Source organism: Staphylococcus caprae (assembly GCF_003966625.1).
Taxonomy (GTDB): domain Bacteria; phylum Bacillota; class Bacilli; order Staphylococcales; family Staphylococcaceae; genus Staphylococcus; species Staphylococcus caprae.
In genome coordinates, this window is record NZ_AP018587.1 from 151889 (window position 1) to 171913 (window position 20025).

Genomic DNA, 20025 nt, shown 5'->3' on the forward strand with positions numbered 1-20025 from the left:
ACTAGAATTCACCTAAAGTAGCCACCATGACTGCTTTAATAGTATGCATTCTGTTTTCTGCTTCTTGGAATACTACTGAAGCGTCACTTTCGAATACTTCATCAGTGACTTCCATTTCAGTTACGCCATATTTTTCATAAATTTCTTTACCGATTTTAGTGTCAGTGTTATGGAATGATGGTAAGCAATGTTCAAATATTACATTTGGATTGCCTGTTTTTTCCATTAATTCTTTATTAACACGGTAAGGTTCTAATAATTTAAGACGTTCTTGCCATACTTCGTCAGGTTCACCCATTGATACCCATACATCTGTATAGATTACGTCAGAGTCTTTAACACCTTTATCGATATCGTCTGTGATAAGGATGTTGCCTCCATTTTCAGAAGCAATGCGTTCACAGCGGCTAAGCAATTCGTCAGTAGGATTTAATTCTTTAGGACAAACGAGGTGGAAATTCATGCCCATGATAGCGGCACCTTGCATTAATGCGTTAGCAACATTATTACGGCCATCACCAACATATGTGAAGTTAATTTCGGAGTAATCTTTCTTCAATACTTCTTTAGCAGTTAAGAAATCTGCGAGTACTTGTGTAGGATGATCTTCATCAGTTAAGCCATTCCATACTGGCACCCCTGAAAATTCAGCCAACGTTTCAACTGTACGTTGAGAGAAACCACGATATTCAATGCCGTCATACATACCACCTAAAACTCTTGCAGTATCTTTAGCAGTTTCTTTTTTACCCATTTGTGAGCCTGTAGGACCTAAGTACGTTACATTTGCACCTTGGTCATGTGCAGCGACTTCAAATGAACAACGAGTTCTTGTAGAGTCTTTTTCAAAAAGAAGAGCAATATTTTTATTTTTAAGCATAGGCTTTTCAGTGCCTATGTATTTAGCACGTTTTAAATCTTCAGAGAGATTTAATAAAAATTCTACCTCTTTCTGTGAAAAATCTAATAAAGTTAGAAAACTTCTATTGCGTAAATTCTTCATTCTTTACAACTCCTTAAATTTGATTTCAAGGTCATTGTAAGCGTTAACTTATAATAATCAATAAAATTAAAAAGTTGTCATTTTTTATTAATAAATAATTGAAAACTTTTTTAAGATTTTAAGGAAATTGTGAAAAATTCACAAAAAAGGAGTATGGTGAAATTATATGTAATTTTAAAGTTGTGTATAATTGTATGAAATATTGTGTTAATTTCAGCGATTAGAAGGGTTTAAATCGCTGAAAAGTTTTAACGGTGAAATGATTAAAATATAAGTAATAAAATAGGAAAATTAAATATGATATTTATGAGACAAGCATAGAACATGTCATTATAACGATACGTTCAAGCTTGTCTCTTTTCTTCTATTAGAAATAACGTATGACGTATTTATGTGGGAATGGGACGTTTGATTTTTCGAAAAGAAGGGGATAATAAAATATTGACAGGACTATATTTAACACGAAAATGGGCATTTAAAATATAAAAGGCGGGGGTTCATATGAAGATTTTCAGATTAGACTATCAACACAATAAAGACATTGTTGACGAAAATATTTTAACTGTTTTTGTAGTGGCAAAAAACAAGGGGGAAGTTGACGCTTTCGCAAAAAAGTTAGGATATTCAATTGAAAAGATTACAAAATTAACGCATAAAGAATTTGATGAAGAAAAATCTAAAATCGAACACTATAGACTAGAACATGCTGATCAATATTTAGACTAATGTCTTAAAGGTGGGGGGGGTATATGGCTAAAAATGAAAACAATTTCGAAACATTAGATAAAGTAGCAAATGGTCTGTATGCAACGCCAACAACAGAACTACCATTTGATAAACGCTTTCGTTTCAAATCTTTCGTTCTTGAACGTTCAGAAGGGAATATTGTGATTTTCCATTCTGGTAGAATTGACGAAGCAGCAGATGATATTCGAGCACTAGGTGGCGCAGATCGCGTACTTATGAATCATGAACATGAATCGTTAGGTGGTCAAATGCATTTCGATGCACCTTATTATATTCACCAAGATGATAAAGAAGCTGTGACTGATACGCTTCAAATTGCTGGAACGTTTAAAGACCGTGAACAATTATATGACGATTTAGAGGTGATTCCTGCGCCGGGGCATACGCCTGGAACAACATTATATTTATGGGATAACGGCGAACATCGTTATTTATTTACAGGTGATTTCCTCTGTTATGAAGGAGATGAGTGGCGCACAGTCGTCCTACCTTCAAGTGATAGAGAACAATCCATAAAGAGTCTTGAAATGATTCGAGATCTTGATTTTGATGCACTCGTACCGTGGGTTTCAATTGAAGGCGAATCACCGGTCTTCTTTATTAATGATGAGGATGATAAACAACAACGTGTACAGAAAATCATAGATCGTGTTCGAAATGGAGAAAATACTTAAACCATAATATCAATCGTTAAGGTATATCCGGCTTAATGTTGGGTATACCTTTTTTAAATGAATCTCTAAAGATAAAATAACAATGTTTCATGCCCTTTCTATAGAGATATACATATGTTGAGGTGAAGCATCTTGCAAAATTCTAACCATCAAAATCGTAAAGTAAACTGGGGATTTTTAATATTAAACGTTTTTACATAGATAATATAAATAAATCAGGTACTTATGCTATCAATAATAGAATTGAAGTTATAGTCGACAAAGTAATGGAGCATGTCAGATAAATGAATCAGTATATACAAATCGGATGGTGTTTTTATGGAAATTAAAGGTATTAATCATGTTTGCTTTTCTGTTAGTAATTTAGTTGTTTCAATAGAGTTTTATAAAAATGTTTTGAAAGGTGATTTATTAGTTAGTGGTAAGTCTACTGCGTATTTCAATATTGGTGGTTTATGGGTTGCTTTAAATGAAGAAGTTAATGTACCTAGAACAGAAATTAAATATTCTTATACACATATGGCATTTTCAATTAATGATAATGAATTTGAAGAATGGTACAAATGGCTCCAAAAACATAATGTGAATATCCTAGAAGGACGAGAACGTCATATTAAAGACAAAAAGTCTATTTATTTTACTGACCCAGATGGGCATAAATTAGAATTACATACGGGAAATCTAAATGATAGGTTAACTTATTATAAAGATGAAAAACCACATATGACTTTTTATAATGATGTATTAATTAACTAAATATGGATTTTTTAAATTTAAAAAAAGAAGCAGCAACGTATAGGAGTCACTGCCTCAAGACACACTTTGTATATATGTGTACTAAATAACCTTTCAATTATGAAGTATTAGGATAAGCGTTAAATGTCCTAATATAAATAAAGTAATCACAATAAATATCCAGCTAATAATTGTTATAAATATTTTTCTTTCTTTACTAAAATCAGGGATTTTATAAAGAGAAAAATAGAAAAATAAAAGAATACCAACAAACATGCCAAATATCGATAATAAGAAATTCCAAGTTATAGACATTTCTCCGATTATCATCAAAAAATAAGTAATTAGGATAACGAAAAATACTAATATTTCATATATTATAATTATCATTTGTATACCTCCAAGAGGAAAATCTATATTTATATTATTCCCTCTCAAAAGCCAATATAGATTTTGTTCGATATTACGAAATTTGTTAGTTTTTCTTGTCAGAGGTTAAAACAAAAGCCACAAAGAAAAATAAAGGAACTAGAGCAAATAACCGTATTGGTAAAGTATTTTGATTAAAAATTACAGGTAAAAAAATGTAGATAATAAAAGTTACTATTAAGCATATTAAATAAAATTTCTTTTGGTTTTTCATCATTAAACCTAGAGCAATAGAGCAATAAGTGCTCTTGCAACTACGTATCCTACGTTTTTATTTAAACCGGTATATTTATTTAATGTCTTAGCAATAGCATCACTTAAATTACCTTCGAAGCCTGTTAAAATATCACAAAATTTATTAATACCTTGATAGTGAAGCATAACTAACTTTCTACCAGACATACTTTCTATTTTTTTTACATATTTATTCCAAGCTTTTTCACCAATTCTATGTACAGTAGCTCTAAGTGCTTTAGCACCTGCTTTAGCAGCTATAGTTGCTTTTCCTCGATTAGCTACTCCGTTTTTATAATTTGTAACTTGACCTTTTAATTGAGCAGTAGCTTTAGGGTCGTTTATGTCCCCTTTAGTCTCTTCAATAGCTTTTAATAAGTCATTACCAAGTTTTTTACGCTGTTGCGTCTCTTTATCAACTTCTTGCATAGTTTCAGCATTAGCTTTATGGGACTCTAAAGTAAAATATACAGGACCAGAAACGATGGCTGTGGCTACGGTAGCAGTAACTAACTTTTGCAAATGTTTTTTCATTTTAAAAATCTCCTTATAAATTTATTTCCCAATGAAAAACATTCCCAGCGAATAGGATATCATAATAAAAAATAATTTCTATAATATCATTGTAAAAATTTGATTAATTTTTCATTTTAAAAAATCAGTAACTACAATAAAACTACAATGATAATGAATAAAAATTAGAGACTAATACAAAAGAATGATATGATCCTTAAAAAAAGACAATTAAATAATGAGAACTTTATTTTGTTGAAAGGTAATATGACGTTACGCACAATTACGGATAAGTTTTTTAATGACTTTAATATAGTACCGAAACCAGTGATGGAAACAATTAATATAGATAATGCACTCTATTTAACAAACGCGGGTATTGGCCTTACGATTGTACCCGAAAGTGTGAAGAATAAGGCCGCTCATAAAAATATACAATATTTCAAACTTGATGAAACGCAATATAAAAATAATGTGGTGATTGCTTACAATAAAAATCGCGATATTTCAAAAGCAGCGAGTGTTTTTTTAAATCTCGCGAAGATGCGATTTAAAGAGCATATTTAAGATGTTTTATATACTTTTAGCTTAGCTAAAATATATCTAATATTAATATTCTGATGTTTCTAATTTAATTGTAAATACTATATACTTTAATTAGTATTTTTTATTAATTTTCAATGAGGTGAATATATGAATAAACTATCAAAGTATATAGCGACGGCGACGTTAGCAACAGCGTTTACAATTTCTGCACCACTTAATACATATGCGAGTGATTCACATGCAAAACAAGATGAGAATTATCAAACCACACAACAACAACAAAAGAATCCTAATCTTGGTTCGGAAAATATTATGGCCGTGTCTTGGTATCAAAATTCAGCAGAAGCGAAAGCACTATATTTACAAGGCTATAATAGTGCGAAAGTTCAACTAGACAAAGAGATTAAAAAGAATAAAGGTAAGAAAAAGCTCGCTATTGCACTCGATTTAGATGAAACAGTTTTAGATAATTCGCCATATCAGGGCTATGCAGCGCTTAATGATGCACCCCATCCACAAGGCTGGCATGAATGGGTCGCAGCAGCGAAGGCGAAACCAGTATATGGTGCGAAATCTTTCTTAAATTATGCTAATAAAAAAGGTATAGATATTTATTACATTTCTGATCGAGATAAAGAGAAAGATTTTAAAGGTACGAAACAGAATTTAAAAAATATAGGGTTACCTCAAGCTACAGACAGTCATATTTTATTAAAAGGTAAAAGTGACAAAAGCAAGGAAACACGTCGTGAGAAAGTTCGAAAACATCATAAATTAGTCATGTTATTTGGTGATAACTTATTAGACTTCGCTGATCCTAAACAACCTACTGCTCAATCTCGCGATGAATTAATTCAAAAACATAAAGATGATTTTGGTAAAAAATACATTATTTTCCCAAATCCTATGTATGGTAGTTGGGAATCAACCATTTATAACAACAATTATCAAATAAGTAAACTGCAAAAAGACCAATTGAGAAAGCAGTCTATTAAACAATTTAATCCTAAAACAGGCGACGTTAAATAACTTTTATAGTTTAAATAGGAATTTTATAGCTATGTCGGTGAATGATCTCATCGGCGTAGCTTTTTATTTTTGAAAGTGAGGTTTCAATCATGAAAGTATTAATGTAAACTTAACTATATAAAAAGTTTACATTAAAAAGAGCGTACATGTTGAACTTTAATTTTTCAGAAGTAAGGGGTTAAAAAGAATGAGTTTAAACTTAGCAGAACGCGTGCTTTATCACGATGGGTTATCTCAAGATGAATGTTTGAAAATATATGAAGATCCCAATATTGATACCTTTGAATTACTCAATGAAGCTTACATTGTTAGAAAGCATTATTATGGTAAAAAAGTAAAATTAAACATGATTCTCAATGCGAAAAGTGGTATTTGTTCTGAGGATTGCGGGTACTGTGGACAATCTGTAAAGATGAAACAGAAGCAACGTTATGCATTAGTTGACCAAGATCAGATTAAAGCAGGGGCACAAGTGGCTACAAATAATCAAATAGGGACATACTGCATTGTTATGAGTGGTCGCGGCCCAACAAATAAAGAAGTGAATCATATTTGCGAAACAGTAGAAGATATTAAGAAAATGCATCCACAATTGAAAATTTGTGCATGTTTAGGTCTAACGAAAGAAGAACAAGCAGAAAAACTTAAAGAAGCGGGTGTAGACCGATATAATCATAATTTAAATACGAGTGAACGTTATCATGATGAAGTAGTAACGACACATACATATGAAGACCGTGTACATACTGTTGAAATGATGAAGGCCAATAATATTTCTCCGTGTTCAGGTGTCATCTGTGGAATGGGTGAAACGAACGAAGATGTGATTAACATGGCATTTGCATTGAAAGAAATTAATGCGGATAGTATCCCAATCAACTTTTTACATCCGATTAAGGGAACAAAATTCGGTGGATTAGATTTACTGTCACCAATGAAATGTTTGCGAATTATAGCAATGTTTCGTTTAATTAATCCAACGAAAGAAATTCGAATAGCAGGTGGTCGTGAAGTCAATCTTCGGTCACTTCAAGCCATTGCTTTAAAAGCAGCTAACTCAATTTTTGTTGGAGATTATTTAATTACCGGAGGCCAACCTAACGAAGAAGATTATCGTATGATTGAAGATTTAGGATTTGAAATCGATAGTTAAGAAATTAATATAGATATTATCTTACCTAGGGCATGTTAACCATGTCCTATTTTTTATTGAAAATAAAGTAAATTTGATGCCTATACACTGAATAGTAATTTATTTGAGTCTCTAGCTTTATCTCAATTTTTAAAATTACTCATGTTTAAACTTAAAAATTCAAATCATAATCAAGTGCGTGGCCAAATATAAAAAATATATTTATTACTAATACCAATTATGATTGAGGACAAAATGTAATTACAAAGGAATAAATATTTTTTCAATATAAAACATATAAATATGTAGTTGCTAGATATTTGTAAAGTTATAATAAATTCATTATAATACTTGAATACATCATTAGTATTGTATGAAATGTTTTTAGGGGTGGTTTTGAAATGAAAAATAAACAAGGATTTTTGCCCAATGTACTTAACAAGTATGCAATTAGAAAGTTCACTGTTGGTACAGCTTCCTTATTAATCGGCGCAACATTAGTATTTGGTGTTGGCGGCGTAGCAAGAGCAGATGAGATAGACAATGCAACCTCTCAAAATGGAAATAGTACCAAAGACAAGAGTGAGCCAGTCGATGTAGAAGAATTAAGTAATAGTGATAATACGACGAATCAATCAGTGAAAGAGACATCAGATCAAACAACAAATCAAGTAAATGAAAATCAATCTTTAGATCAAGAAACGAACACAACAGAATCGAAGACGAATGAAACACAAAGTAGCGAATCAGTCACTAATGAAAATGCATCAGAAGAAAGTAAATCAGATGTAAGTGATAACAAAACAACAACAAATGATAACAATAAAGCAAATGACACAGTAAAAGGTAGTCAACAACAACCTAAAGAAGAAACAAACGAAAGTACAAAAGCAACTGAAAATAATAAAGATACGACTGAAAGAAAAGATAACATATCAGAAGAATCGGTGAATACTGATTCAACTAAAGAGAGCACCTCAGAGAAATCCATAGTTAATAACAAAAGTTCAAATCAAACAACAGAACAATCTAAAGACACAGATTCAACTTCTTCTAGTAAAACCACAGATAAATCTACAGATACAGATATTACTTCTAGTAAAACTTCAGAACAGAATTCAAACATAGACTCAACTTCAAGTAAATCAAATACTTCAAATGAAACAACAGAAACAAATACAGTAGGAAGTAGCACAAATGCCACAACCCCTATCGAAGATACGACTAAAATTGAAAGTAAAAAAGAAAGTTCAATTCCACTGAGTGATAATAAAACAAGCTTAACGAATCAAGTCACTGCAACGACAACGACAAGAAATAATAATAAAAGATTTAGAGTACTTGTAGCCACTAAAGACACAAAGGCTAAAACATATACGAAACCATCAAATCCCAATTATGCATACTTACTTAACGATTTAGGATATGATGCAACAACTATTAAAGATAACAGTGGATTACGTTATGCAGGAGTTTCTCAACTTCAAAATGACACTGGCAATGTGATTAAACTCAATTTAACGAATTGGATAGAAAATAATGATTTGATAGACGGAGGAAAAGTAAATTTTTCTTTTTCACAAAGTGATTTTTATAGTCAAATCCAAAACATAACAATTAATGGCGTTTACATGACTACTACTAATAATGGTCAAAACTGGACTGCACCAATCAATGGTAAAACGGTGGAGGGAACGGAAGGAATAGTAACAAATAATGAGGTTTTAATTACTTTAAAGAATTCTCAAACAATAGCAAGCTTAGGGTATTCTAATAGTAAACCCGTATATTTGACACATACGTGGACTACAAATACTGGAGCTATTGCGGGAGAAAGTGTTCAAGTTACTACGATTGCACCAAATATTTATAGTAAAGCGCCTCAAACGACTCAGTCTTCTGGGTTTACCTCAGGTAAAGTTGTAAACAGAATTAGATATGATAGCTCAGATAACTCAATCAAATCTATTCATGCATTTAAGCCAGATGAAAACTTTTTACAAACTGACTATAATTGGGTGTTATATATTAAAGAACAAGTTAATAAAGACTTAATACCGTATATAGATCCTAGTTCTGTAAAAATTTACGTTTCTGATGTAAAGGGTGACCCGATTAGTTCAAGTAGGTTTGTAAATGGTACTTTAAGTAGCGATGGTATGTTTGATAGTAGTACAATTGATGAAATATCTATTAAAAACACAAATACACTTATGCATCTTAATGATGCTAGAGGAAGTTTAGATAGAAATATATTCTATGGAGCATTAGGCCAATCAAGAAATTATACAATTCAATATAAATTGAAGAGTGGTTATACTTTGGAAAGTATTGCCTCACAAATAAGTGATAGAGAAACATTTCAATCATGGATAGAAACGGATTATTTAGATACAGCTGATAATGGATCAGCTAATAAACGTTTATTGGGGTCTTATGCAACTTCTTACATAGATATGATAGACAGAATTGCCCCCGTAGCGCCTAAAGCTAGTAATATTACTACTCAAGACACTGCGATTAAGGGTACAGCTGAGGCTAATACAACAATTACATTAAACTTTAGTGACGGTAGAACGTTATCTGGTACGGCAGATAGTACTGGGAATTTCTCAGTGTCTGTACCTAGTGGTTTTGTTTTAACAGGAAAAGAAACTATATCAATAACTTCAACCGATAAAGGGTCAAATGTATCACCAGCAATAACAATTACAGTTACAGATACAACACCTCCAACGGTTACTGCAATTAATGACAAAACACAAGAAGTCAACTCAGTACTGAATAACATTAATATTAATGCATCAGACAATAGTGGAGACACAGTAATTAATACTGTTAGTGGATTACCGAGCGGAGTAACATTCAACGCTTCAACAAATACAATTAGTGGCACACCAACGAAAGTGGGAAGCTATCCAATTACGGTGACTTCTAAAGATACGAACGGTAATACAACAACTACTACATTTACTATCAAAGTAGTAGATACAACGCCACCTGTAGTTAAAACAATTGTAGATCAAACAAAAGAAGTAAATACATCAATTGATTCAATCAAGATTGAAGCGACAGACAATAGTGGATTGGCAGTGGGCAATACTGTTAGTGGGTTACCAAACGGAGTAAGTTTCGACAGTAATACAAACACAATTAGCGGGACGCCAACAAAAGTAGGCAGCTACCCAATCACAGTGACGACCACAGATGCATCAGGAAATGGAACGACAACGAGCTTCACGATTAAAGTTGTGGATACAACAAAACCGACGGTTACATCAATTAAAGATCAAACCAAAGAAGTGAATACAGCTATCGATTCAATCAAGATTGAAGCAACAGATAATAGTGGCCAAGCTGTGACAAACAAAGTAAGTGGCTTACCAGAAGGCGTAAGTTTCGACAGTGCCACAAATACCATCAGTGGTATGCCAACAAAAGTAGGAAGTTATCCAATCACAGTAACCACAACAGATGCATCAGGAAATAAAACAGAAACGAAATTTACAATCGAAGTTGTAGATAAAACAGCGCCGACGGTTACAGCTATCGAAAATCAAACCAAAGAGGTCAACACAGCTATCGATTCAATCAAAATCGAAGCGACAGACAACAGTGGCCAAGCTGTGACAAATAAAGTAAGCGGTCTACCGGAAGGCGTAAGTTTTGATAGTGAGACGAACACAATTAGCGGAACACCAACAAAAGTAGGTAGCTATCCAATTGTGGTAACAACAACAGACGCATCAGGTAATAAAACGGAAACGAAATTTACAATCGAAGTTGTGGATGAGACAGCCCCAACGGTTACAGCTATCAAAGGTCAAAGCAAAGAAGTAAATACACCAATCGATAAGATAACGATTGAAGCAACAGATAATAGTGGCCAAGCCGTGACAAACAAGGTAAATGGTCTGCCGTCTGGCGTCACATTTGATAGTGAGACGAACACAATTAGCGGAACTCCGACGAAGGTCGGCAGCTATCCGATCACAGTGACAACAACAGACGCATCAGGCAATGAAACGACAACAAACTTTACAATTAAAGTCGTGGACACAACATTACCTGTAGTAACTTCTATTACGAACCAAAGCAAAGAAGTAAATACACCAATCGATAAGATAGCGATTGAAGCAACAGACAATAGTGGTCAGTCAGTGATAAATAAAGTCAGTGGCTTACCGACTGGCGTCACATTTGATAGTGAGACAAATACGATTAGCGGTACGCCGACGAAAGTAGGAAGCTACCCAATTGTGGTAACAACAACAGACGCATCAGGAAATAAAACAGAAACGAAATTTACAATCGAAGTTGTAGATAAAACAGCGCCGACGGTGACAGCTATCGAAAATCAAAGCAAAGAAGTAAATACACCAATTGATAAGATAGCGATTGAAGCAACAGACAATAGTGGTCAGGTTGTAACCAACAAAGTAAGTGGTCTACCTGACGGAGTAAGTTTCAATAGTGATACAAACACAATTAGTGGAACGCCAACGAAAGTGGGCAACTATCCAATCACAGTAACGACGACTGACGCATCAGGGAATAAGACAGAAACAAAATTCACAATCGAAGTTGTAGATAAAACAGCGCCGACGGTGACAGCTATCAAAGATCAAATCCAAGAAGTGAATACGCCGATTGATTCAATAACAGTTGAAGCAACAGATAATAGTGGCCAAGCTGTGACAAACAAAGTAAGTGGTCTACCTGACGGAGTAAGTTTCGATAGTGAGACAAATACGATTAGTGGTACACCAACAAAAGTAGGTAGCTATCCAATTACGGTAACAACAACAGATGCAGAAGGTAACGTAACAACAACGAACTTCACAATTAAAGTTGTAGACACGACAAAACCAATGGTGACATCAATTAAAGATCAAACAAAAGAAGTGAATACGGCTATCGATTCAATAACAATTGAAGCAACAGATAATAGTGGTCAAGCCGTAACCAACAAAGTAAGCGGACTACCAGAAGGTGTAAGTTTCGATAGTGAGACAAATACGATTAGTGGAACGCCAACAAAAGTAGGCAACTATCCAATCACAGTAACGACGACAGACGCATCAGGGAATAAGACAGAAACAAAATTCACAATCAAAGTTGTAGACGAGATTGCCCCAACGGTTAAAGCTATCGCAAACCAAACAAAAGAGGTTAATACATCAATTGACACAATCAAGATCGAAGCATCGGATAACAGTGGCCAACCTGTAACCAACAAAGTAAGTGGTTTACCGACTGGCGTCACATTTGATAGTGAGACAAATACGATTAGTGGCACGCCAACGAAGTTCGGAAGTTATCCAATCACGGTAACCACAACAGATGCATCAGGAAATGAAACGGAAACGAAATTTACAATTAAAGTTGTAGACACAACAAAACCAATGGTTACTTCTATCGCAAACCAAACAAAAGAGGTTAATACATCAATTGACTCAATCAAGATCGAAGCCTCAGACAATAGTGGTCAAGTCGTAACCAACAAAGTAAGTGGCTTACCAGATGGAGTAAGTTTTGATAATGAGACAAATACTATTAGTGGTACACCAACGAAAGTCGGAAGTTACCCAATTACAGTGACAACAACGGATGCATCAGGAAATGAAACAACAACAAGCTTCACAATTCAAGTGGTAGATAAAACAGCACCGATGGTGACAGCTATCAATAATCAAAGCAAAGAAGTAAATACACCAATCGATAAGATAACGATTGAAGCGACAGACAATAATGGTCAGGCTGTAACCAACAAAGTGAGTGGCTTACCGACTGGCGTCACATTTGATAGTGCCACAAACACAATTACTGGTACGCCAACAAAAGTGGGAAGTTACCCAATTACAGTGACAACAACAGACGCCGAGGGTAACGCAACGACAACGAACTTTACGATTAAAGTCGTGGATACGACAAAACCAACGGTGACAGCAATCAAAGACCAAACCAAAGAGATTAACACAGCTATTGATTCAATCAAGATTGAAGCGAGAGATAATAGTGGTCAAGCCGTGACCAACAAAGTAAGCGGACTACCAGAAGGCGTAAGTTTCGATAGTGCCACAAATACGATCAGTGGAACACCAACGAAGGTAGGAAGTTACCTAATCACAGTGACGACAACAGATGCGGAAGGTAACGCAACGACAACGAACTTTACGATTAAAGTCGTGGATACGACACCACCAGTAGTGAAATCAATAGCGAATCAAACTATAGAAGTGAATACAGCTATGGATACAATTACGATTGAGGCTTCTGATAATAGCGGCCAAGCTGTAACGAACAAAGTAAGTGGTTTACCTGATGGTGTTATTTATAATAGCCAAACAAACGCGATTAGTTTTGCACCTAGAATGCATAGCAGTAACCTTGTTAAAATGAAAGCAATGTCTATTGCTAATAATAAAACAGGCACAATAAGCGGCATACCGACTAAAATCGGTACCTATCCAATTACTGTAACGACGACAGATGCTGAAGGTAATGAAACAATTACGCAATTTATTATTAAAGTCGTAGATACAACAGCGCCAGTAGTAACACCTATCAAAAATCAAACAAAAGAAATTAATACAATTTTAGATCCAATTAAAGTTGAAGCAACAGATAACAGTGGACAGTCTGTAACAAATAAAATAAGTGGACTACCGGACGGAGTAAGTTTCGATAGTGCCACAAACACAATTACTGGAACGCCAACAAAAGTTGGAAGTTACCCAATTACCGTGACAACAACGGATGCATCAGGCAATGAAACGACATCGAACTTTACGATTAAAATCGTGGATACAACAAAACCAACGGTTACTTCTATCGCAAACCAAACAAAAGAAGTGAATACACCGATTGATTCAATCAAGATAGAAGCGAAAGATAATAGCGGTCAGAAGGTAACAAATAAAGTAAGTGGACTACCGGAAGGCGTAAGTTTTGATAGTGAGACAAACACAATTAGTGGAACGCCAACAAAAGTAGGCAGCTACCCAATTACGGTAACAACAACAGATGCGGAAGGTAACGAAACCACAACAAAATTCACAGTTGAAGTTGTGGATACAACAAAACCGACGGTTACCTCTATCGCAAACCAAACAAAAGAAGTGAATACACCGATTGATTCAATCAAGATAGAAGCGAAAGATAATAGCGGTCAGAAGGTAACAAATAAAGTAAGTGGACTACCGGAAGGCGTAAGTTTTGATAGTGAGACAAACACAATTAGTGGAACGCCAACAAAAGTAGGCAGCTTCCCAATTACGGTAACAACAACAGATGCGGAAGGTAACGAAACCACAACAAAATTCACAGTTGAAGTTGTGGATACAACAAAACCGACGGTTACCTCTATCGCAAACCAAACAAAAGAGGTCAACACAGCTATTAATTCAATCAAGATAGAAGCGACAGACAATAGCGGTCAGAAGGTAACAAATAAAGTAAGTGGACTACCGGAAGGCGTAAGTTTTGATAGTGAGACAAACACAATTAGTGGAACGCCAACAAAAGTAGGCAACTACCCAATCACAGTGATAACAACAGATGCGGAAGGTAACGAAACCACAACAAACTTTATAATTAAAGTTGTAGACACAACAGCGCCACCAGCACCAGCGATTAATCCAATTAAAGAAGGTGCGAAAGAAATCAGTGGCAAAGCAGAACCGGGTTCAACAGTAGTCATCACATTCCCAGATGGCCAAACAGCAGAGGGGAAAGCAGACACCGATGGCAACTATCATATCGAAGTGCCAACCGATGAACACCTAAAAGGTGGAGATCACATCAGTGTGACGTCAACAGATACATCAGGTAACACATCTAAAGCAACAATAATTACCGTGATAGACACAACAGCGCCACCAGCACCAACGATTAATCCAATTAAAGAAGGTGCGAAAGAAATCAGTGGCAAAGCAGAACCGGGTTCAACAGTAGTCATCACATTCCCAGACGGCCAAACAGCAGAGGGACAGGTAGATTCAGATGGCAACTATCATATTGTAGTCCCAACAAATGAACACCTAAAAGGTGGAGATCACATCAGTGTGACGTCAACAGATACATCAGGTAACACATCTAAAGCAACAATAATTACCGTGATAGACACAACAGCGCCACCAGCACCAACGATTAATCCAATTAAAGAAGGTGCGAAAGAAATCAGTGGCAAAGCAGAACCGGGTTCAACAGTAGTCATCACATTCCCAGATGGTCAAACAGCAGAGGGGAAAGCAGACTCAGATGGCAACTATCACATCGAAGTGCCAACCGATGAACATCTAAAAGGTGGAGATCACATCAGCGTGACAGCAACGGACACATCAGGTAACATATCAAAACCATCTGATGCCATAGTTGAAGGTATTCATAAACATGGAAAAGGCGATAAACCTGATGATTCAAATCATCACAACGGCAATAATGCTAAACCTGATAATCCAAACCATCATGATGGAGTGAATCCAGAACCAAACAAGCATAACAATTCTAAAGGTTCAAACAATCATCATGTAGAGAAACCTAGTCATAATGAGCATGTAAATCATCCAGATAAATCACAGTCAAACAATGATGATAATCAAACAAACGGAAATCAATCCAAACCTAGTTATACTCATCACAATGAACATCAAAAGATAAACGGTGCTACAAATACTTCTAACAACCAAGAAGAACAACCTATTCAATCGCAACGTGATCATAGTAAAGCAAACTATGGTAAAAACAATAGTGAAACGGATTTACCAGAAACTGGTGAAGAGAAAGGAAGTAAAGGGATTCTATTTGGTTCTCTATTTGCAGGTCTAGGTGCATTATTACTACTATTTAAACGTCGTAGAAAAGATGAAGACAACAATGAAAAAGAGTAATTTACTCAAAATGCTTTTAAAACTGAATAGGTAAAAATAGGAGGGTGAAACGATCTTGTTTCATCCTCTTTATTTATCTTATCTATTACATCGCATGCAAATTTAATTACATAGCAAATCAAATTCTTATAATCGTGACCTTGAAGTTCTGGAGATTAATTTTCAAGTGAATAAAAGATAAATATTTCCAGTTACTTAAAAATTATATTGAATATACATGTAACGTAAAGTAATATTAAATAAACGGAAATTTATACTGTAAATTTATTATATAATTGGAGACTAACATGATAAAACAACACAAATTTAGTATTAGAAAATTTGCAGTGGGGGCAAGTTCAATCGTTATCGGAGGCATTATCTTTTTAAGTGGGCATGAGGATGTTTCCGCAGCAGAGCAACATTCTCAAACTGAAGGGGTACACGCGACTACGTCATCGGGCAATGATGAAACACAAGTGTCAGATAAAGAATCAGAAATCAACTCGATTAACGGGAAAGATGTTTCAACGGTATCGACAAAGAAACCTCCTAAACTTTCGTCGCAACGAAGTTCATCGAAACTAGCAACAACGGTACCACATTCACTAAATCAAAGTGAGCCAAATCAAGGTTCATCTGATCATGATACTATAGCACCACAAATTATAGATGTAGATATAGATAAGCATACATATGCGCCAGGTGAGACAGTGAAAGCACGTGTAACAATTAAAGAAGCAGGTCAACTCAGTGACGTATCAATCGGATTTTCCAACGACACACGTGTGGGAACGTCTTCAATCAATGAAATTGCAAAGCCTGAAAATATGCATAAAGGTCAAGATGGACTATGGACTGTAGATATAAATCTTAAGATTCCTGATAAAATTGGAGATACATCATTTAGTTTTGCAGCAGTTGTCGCTGATGATGCAAGTGGCAATGGAGATACTGTGGCGCCAGGTTTAGCTCCATCATCAATGAATACAGATCATCTTAAATTTAACATTAAGAATAAAGAAGCAGTGGATACAGAAGCACCACAAATTCTTGGCGTAACGGTTGATAAGAAGCAATATTACCCAGGTAATACAATACATGCACGTGTTCACATTAAAGATGCGAGTCAACTTAAAGAAGTTTCATTAGGATTCGTTAATGCACCTTACATAGGTTTAGATGGTATTAATAAATTTGCATATGCTAAAGATATGACACGTTTACCAGATGGTACGTGGATGGCCGATATTGCACTACAGATTCCTAAGAATATTGCTGCATCGACTTACAAATTTTCACATGTTAGTGCAGAAGATGAGTATGGTAATATTACTGCAGTCGTTGATGAATTGTCAGAACCTACAAATTACACTAATTTATCATTTAAAATTCTTCCTATGAATGAGTCTACTCAAGATCATCTTTCATCGACTCAACCCAATTTAGGCGCTTCTTCTGAAAATGATTATTCAAACACTGACATTAATAATAAAGATGATAGGAAAATTGAAAGTTCAAAACATGAAAGTAAAGATGACAGTACTTCAAATGAACTAGAATATCAACCATTAAAGAGTAATAAAAACTCAGAGTCATTTAAGGGAGTTAAATTAGCGACAACAACTAGAGAAAATCCTCAAGTGAATAAAAAAGTGAGAGATGATTCAGAAACACCGCAATCACATCAAGACGACACCAAAACGTCAATTTCGGCACCCCATGAAAAAGCTAAATATGAATACAAAGAAGAGAGTAAAACTGAAAAACAAGATCAAAACCTACCACAAGCAGGTAAAACTACTAAAAGTATCATTAGCTTTATTGCAGCTATACTATTAATCATAGGTAGCATATTTATATTAAGAAGAGAAAAACGACGTACAATAAAATAACCTAAGATAAAGTCATTAAACATGCATTTATTGAAGTTTATCAAACAAATAAACTACATAAGAAAGCCAATAAAATAGTTGAGGCAATACTCGCTTCCCTATAAATTGATAATACTGATGAATCATCGATGTATTTTACATATATGTTTCACGTAAAACAATAATAAGAATAAAAAAGCGCTCAAAGTAACAGGATTCTGTCTTTGAGCGCCTTTAAATAGTATCAACAATCAACTCATTTATTTATCATAAGCAATGGTTTTTATATTTTCCTCTTTTAAGAAATCTTCAATCTGTTTCTGCTCTTTACCATTAACATTTTTATCTGTATCAGCTAACTTACTTGCTTTTTTAACACTGCTCCCTTCCTTCGCAATGTTCAGTTCTTTTTTATAAAGTTGATCAACATGAGCTGTATAATCATTTATTTTTTTAGTATATAGTTCATATTTATGATTAGGTAATGAATTATTATTAATATATTCATCAAATCTATGATTATTTTTGTGTTGTAAATCGACAATATGTTTAAATTTATTCAATTGTTTCTTCGATAACTTTTTCTCAGAGCTTATTTTATCTTGATATGGTTCTAAAGCATCGGTTAGTTTTCTATCACTATCCAAATAAAGTTTAATATCTTTTTTCATCGTTGGCTTAGAAATGTCTTTATCTTTATCAGTTTTGCTAAATATCTTTTTTGGAATTTTAGTATTATGTATTGAGTGATGTTTATTATCAGAGTGATGCTTTGATTTGTGACTATCACTTGATTGATCTGAGCAGCCGACAAGACCTAATGAAATAATGGCTATTGCTAATAGAATAGTTATCTTTTTCATAACAAAACTCCTTTATATCATTTTTAATATTATTATCTATATTTCATTTAACCTATTTTTCAGATACTAATCGTAAATTATTTTATAAAAAAACGGCTAACAATTTCATGACGAAACTGCTAACCGTATTATTTTCAAAAAACAAAGTGGCTATTCATTTTCTCTAGTTTTAAATGGTTTTGTGTGATGTCTACCATGAACAAAGAAGTAAATGATAATAGCAATAATAACTACGACTCCCATTAGAATATATAGGTTTCTGTAACCTAAGAATGGAATAATCATTCCAAGAATAAATGGTCCCATGCCTGCACCGAAGTCTGTAAAAATATAGAAAGTAGATGTAGCAAGTCCCATTTTATTAGGCGGTGATTGTTGAATCGCAATAGCTTGAGCAGTTGGCACGATGGTACCGTAACCGAAACCAATAAATGCTGCCGCAATTAATAATACTAAGCTAGAATGTGTGCAACCTAAGATAACGAGTCCTATCATAAAACTGAATAATACAGGGTACATGACTTTGTTTTCACCATAATTGTCATAAATTTTACCTGTAAACGGACGTGTAACAAATGTGACTATTGCAAAAACAACGAAAAAGAAACTTGATGCAGTAACTAAATTGATTTTTTCAGCATAAATAGATAAGAATGAAAGGACGCTGGCATATGCGACACCAACGAGTACAATTACCATAGAAATAGGTAAAGCTTCTTTTTGTAAATAGGCATGAATACCTTTAGGTCGTTCTTCGTTTTCTGTTGTATTACCTAAGACAGGCAATTTTTTAATAAAGAACGTTAATATAAGTGCAACAACGATACTGATTAAACTAATTCCGAAGATAGATTCGAAACCTAAATTCTTATTGAAAACTAAACCTAAAAACGGACCAATTGCAGATGCTAATGTGACACTTAAACCATAATAGCCGATACCTTCGCCTTTACGATCTTCAGGAACAATTCGAGAAGAAATCGTACCTGTTGCAGTTGATGAAAATCCGAAAGCAATACCGTGAATTAAACGAATAAGCATCAATACCCATAAACTATTGATTGTGAAATAAAGTGCTACTGCAATTACAGAGAAAATCGTACCTGAAAGTAATACTAATTTAGGTTGCAGATTATCAATAATTCTACCTGAACCAAGACGTCCCGCTAACATCCCTATGATGAATATACCAGCGGCTAAACCACCAACACTTTCAGATGCATGATACTCGTCTATTGTATATTCAGTTATCGTGACGATTAACATGTAGTGAATTAAATACATAAAGAAATTCACGAACGTCACGGATAAAAAGTCCTTAGTCCAAAGACGTGTTTCCATTATTTCCCTCCTAAAATAATTGAATTTTCCCGTAC

12 protein-coding genes are annotated in these 20025 nt (G+C 34.3%); 8 read left to right on the forward strand and 4 right to left on the reverse strand.

All coding sequences use genetic code 11. The features are described from left to right. Position 1: 1 nt before the first annotated feature. Positions 2-1003, reverse strand: a complete 1002-nt coding sequence (gene argF, locus JMUB898_RS00640) for an ornithine carbamoyltransferase (RefSeq protein ID WP_002444862.1) — start codon at positions 1001-1003, stop codon at positions 2-4. Positions 1004-1504: 501 nt separating this feature from the next. Between argF and JMUB898_RS00645 the strand changes: the two genes are divergently transcribed. The 3 genes from JMUB898_RS00645 (at position 1505) to fosB (ending at position 3180) form a co-directional block, all read left to right on the forward strand. After that, complete coding sequence (locus JMUB898_RS00645) at positions 1505-1729, forward strand: 30S ribosomal protein S17e (protein ID WP_002444860.1); 225 nt, start codon at positions 1505-1507, stop codon at positions 1727-1729. 23 nt (positions 1730-1752) lie between these two features. Next, complete coding sequence (locus tag JMUB898_RS00650) at positions 1753-2424, forward strand: MBL fold metallo-hydrolase (RefSeq protein ID WP_002444858.1); 672 nt, start codon at positions 1753-1755, stop codon at positions 2422-2424. A gap of 318 nt (positions 2425-2742) precedes the next feature. Further along, on the forward strand, positions 2743-3180 hold the full coding sequence (fosB, locus tag JMUB898_RS00655) for a FosB/FosD family fosfomycin resistance bacillithiol transferase (protein ID WP_002444857.1): 438 nt from the start codon (positions 2743-2745) through the stop codon (positions 3178-3180). A 630-nt stretch (positions 3181-3810) separates the two neighbouring features. Here the strand turns inward: fosB and JMUB898_RS00665 are convergent. Continuing rightward, positions 3811-4356, reverse strand: a complete 546-nt coding sequence (locus JMUB898_RS00665; RefSeq protein WP_095323452.1) for a hypothetical protein — start codon at positions 4354-4356, stop codon at positions 3811-3813. A 189-nt stretch (positions 4357-4545) separates the two neighbouring features. Between JMUB898_RS00665 and JMUB898_RS00670 the strand changes: the two genes are divergently transcribed. The 5 genes from JMUB898_RS00670 to JMUB898_RS00690 all read left to right on the forward strand — a co-directional run bounded on the left by JMUB898_RS00670 (position 4546) and on the right by JMUB898_RS00690 (position 17807). Next, positions 4546-4902, forward strand: a complete 357-nt coding sequence (locus JMUB898_RS00670) for a LysR family transcriptional regulator substrate-binding protein (protein WP_002444849.1) — start codon at positions 4546-4548, stop codon at positions 4900-4902. A 126-nt stretch (positions 4903-5028) separates the two neighbouring features. Continuing rightward, on the forward strand, positions 5029-5910 hold the full coding sequence (locus tag JMUB898_RS00675) for a 5'-nucleotidase, lipoprotein e(P4) family (protein WP_002444847.1): 882 nt from the start codon (positions 5029-5031) through the stop codon (positions 5908-5910). A 187-nt stretch (positions 5911-6097) separates the two neighbouring features. Continuing rightward, complete coding sequence (bioB, locus tag JMUB898_RS00680) at positions 6098-7063, forward strand: biotin synthase BioB (protein WP_002444845.1); 966 nt, start codon at positions 6098-6100, stop codon at positions 7061-7063. A 380-nt stretch (positions 7064-7443) separates the two neighbouring features. Next, positions 7444-15933 carry a putative Ig domain-containing protein gene (locus JMUB898_RS00685; RefSeq protein WP_126514774.1) on the forward strand — a complete coding sequence of 2830 codons (8490 nt, stop codon included), beginning with the start codon at positions 7444-7446 and terminating at the stop codon, positions 15931-15933. A 287-nt stretch (positions 15934-16220) separates the two neighbouring features. Beyond that, entirely contained in the window at positions 16221-17807 is a 1587-nt protein-coding gene (locus tag JMUB898_RS00690) for a YSIRK-type signal peptide-containing protein (protein ID WP_095323498.1), read from the forward strand. Between the two features lie 239 nt (positions 17808-18046). On the opposite strand, the gene JMUB898_RS00695 is transcribed toward JMUB898_RS00690, so the two are convergent. Together JMUB898_RS00695 and JMUB898_RS00700 are read right to left on the reverse strand one after the other, a co-directional pair. After that, positions 18047-18649 carry an NDxxF motif lipoprotein gene (locus JMUB898_RS00695; protein WP_002444837.1) on the reverse strand — a complete coding sequence of 201 codons (603 nt, stop codon included), beginning with the start codon at positions 18647-18649 and terminating at the stop codon, positions 18047-18049. Positions 18650-18799: 150 nt separating this feature from the next. Beyond that, the gene (locus JMUB898_RS00700) at positions 18800-19990 is read right to left on the reverse strand and encodes an MFS transporter (RefSeq protein WP_037541763.1); all 1191 of its coding nucleotides are present in this window, start codon (positions 19988-19990) and stop codon (positions 18800-18802) included. Positions 19991-20025: the final 35 nt, after the last annotated feature.

Excerpts from the sequence above, each read along its gene's own strand:
- argF (WP_002444862.1), bottom strand. The coding sequence starts at position 1,003 with ATGAAGAATTTACGCAATAGAAGTTTTCTAACTTTATTAGATTTTTCA.
- JMUB898_RS00645 (WP_002444860.1), top strand. The coding sequence starts at position 1,505 with ATGAAGATTTTCAGATTAGACTATCAACACAATAAAGACATTGTTGAC.
- JMUB898_RS00650 (WP_002444858.1), top strand. The coding sequence starts at position 1,753 with ATGGCTAAAAATGAAAACAATTTCGAAACATTAGATAAAGTAGCAAAT.
- fosB (WP_002444857.1), top strand. The coding sequence starts at position 2,743 with ATGGAAATTAAAGGTATTAATCATGTTTGCTTTTCTGTTAGTAATTTA.
- JMUB898_RS00665 (WP_095323452.1), bottom strand. The coding sequence starts at position 4,356 with ATGAAAAAACATTTGCAAAAGTTAGTTACTGCTACCGTAGCCACAGCC.
- JMUB898_RS00670 (WP_002444849.1), top strand. The coding sequence starts at position 4,546 with ATGATCCTTAAAAAAAGACAATTAAATAATGAGAACTTTATTTTGTTG.
- JMUB898_RS00675 (WP_002444847.1), top strand. The coding sequence starts at position 5,029 with ATGAATAAACTATCAAAGTATATAGCGACGGCGACGTTAGCAACAGCG.
- bioB (WP_002444845.1), top strand. The coding sequence starts at position 6,098 with ATGAGTTTAAACTTAGCAGAACGCGTGCTTTATCACGATGGGTTATCT.
- JMUB898_RS00685 (WP_126514774.1), top strand. The coding sequence starts at position 7,444 with ATGAAAAATAAACAAGGATTTTTGCCCAATGTACTTAACAAGTATGCA.
- JMUB898_RS00690 (WP_095323498.1), top strand. The coding sequence starts at position 16,221 with ATGATAAAACAACACAAATTTAGTATTAGAAAATTTGCAGTGGGGGCA.
- JMUB898_RS00695 (WP_002444837.1), bottom strand. The coding sequence starts at position 18,649 with ATGAAAAAGATAACTATTCTATTAGCAATAGCCATTATTTCATTAGGT.
- JMUB898_RS00700 (WP_037541763.1), bottom strand. The coding sequence starts at position 19,990 with ATGGAAACACGTCTTTGGACTAAGGACTTTTTATCCGTGACGTTCGTG.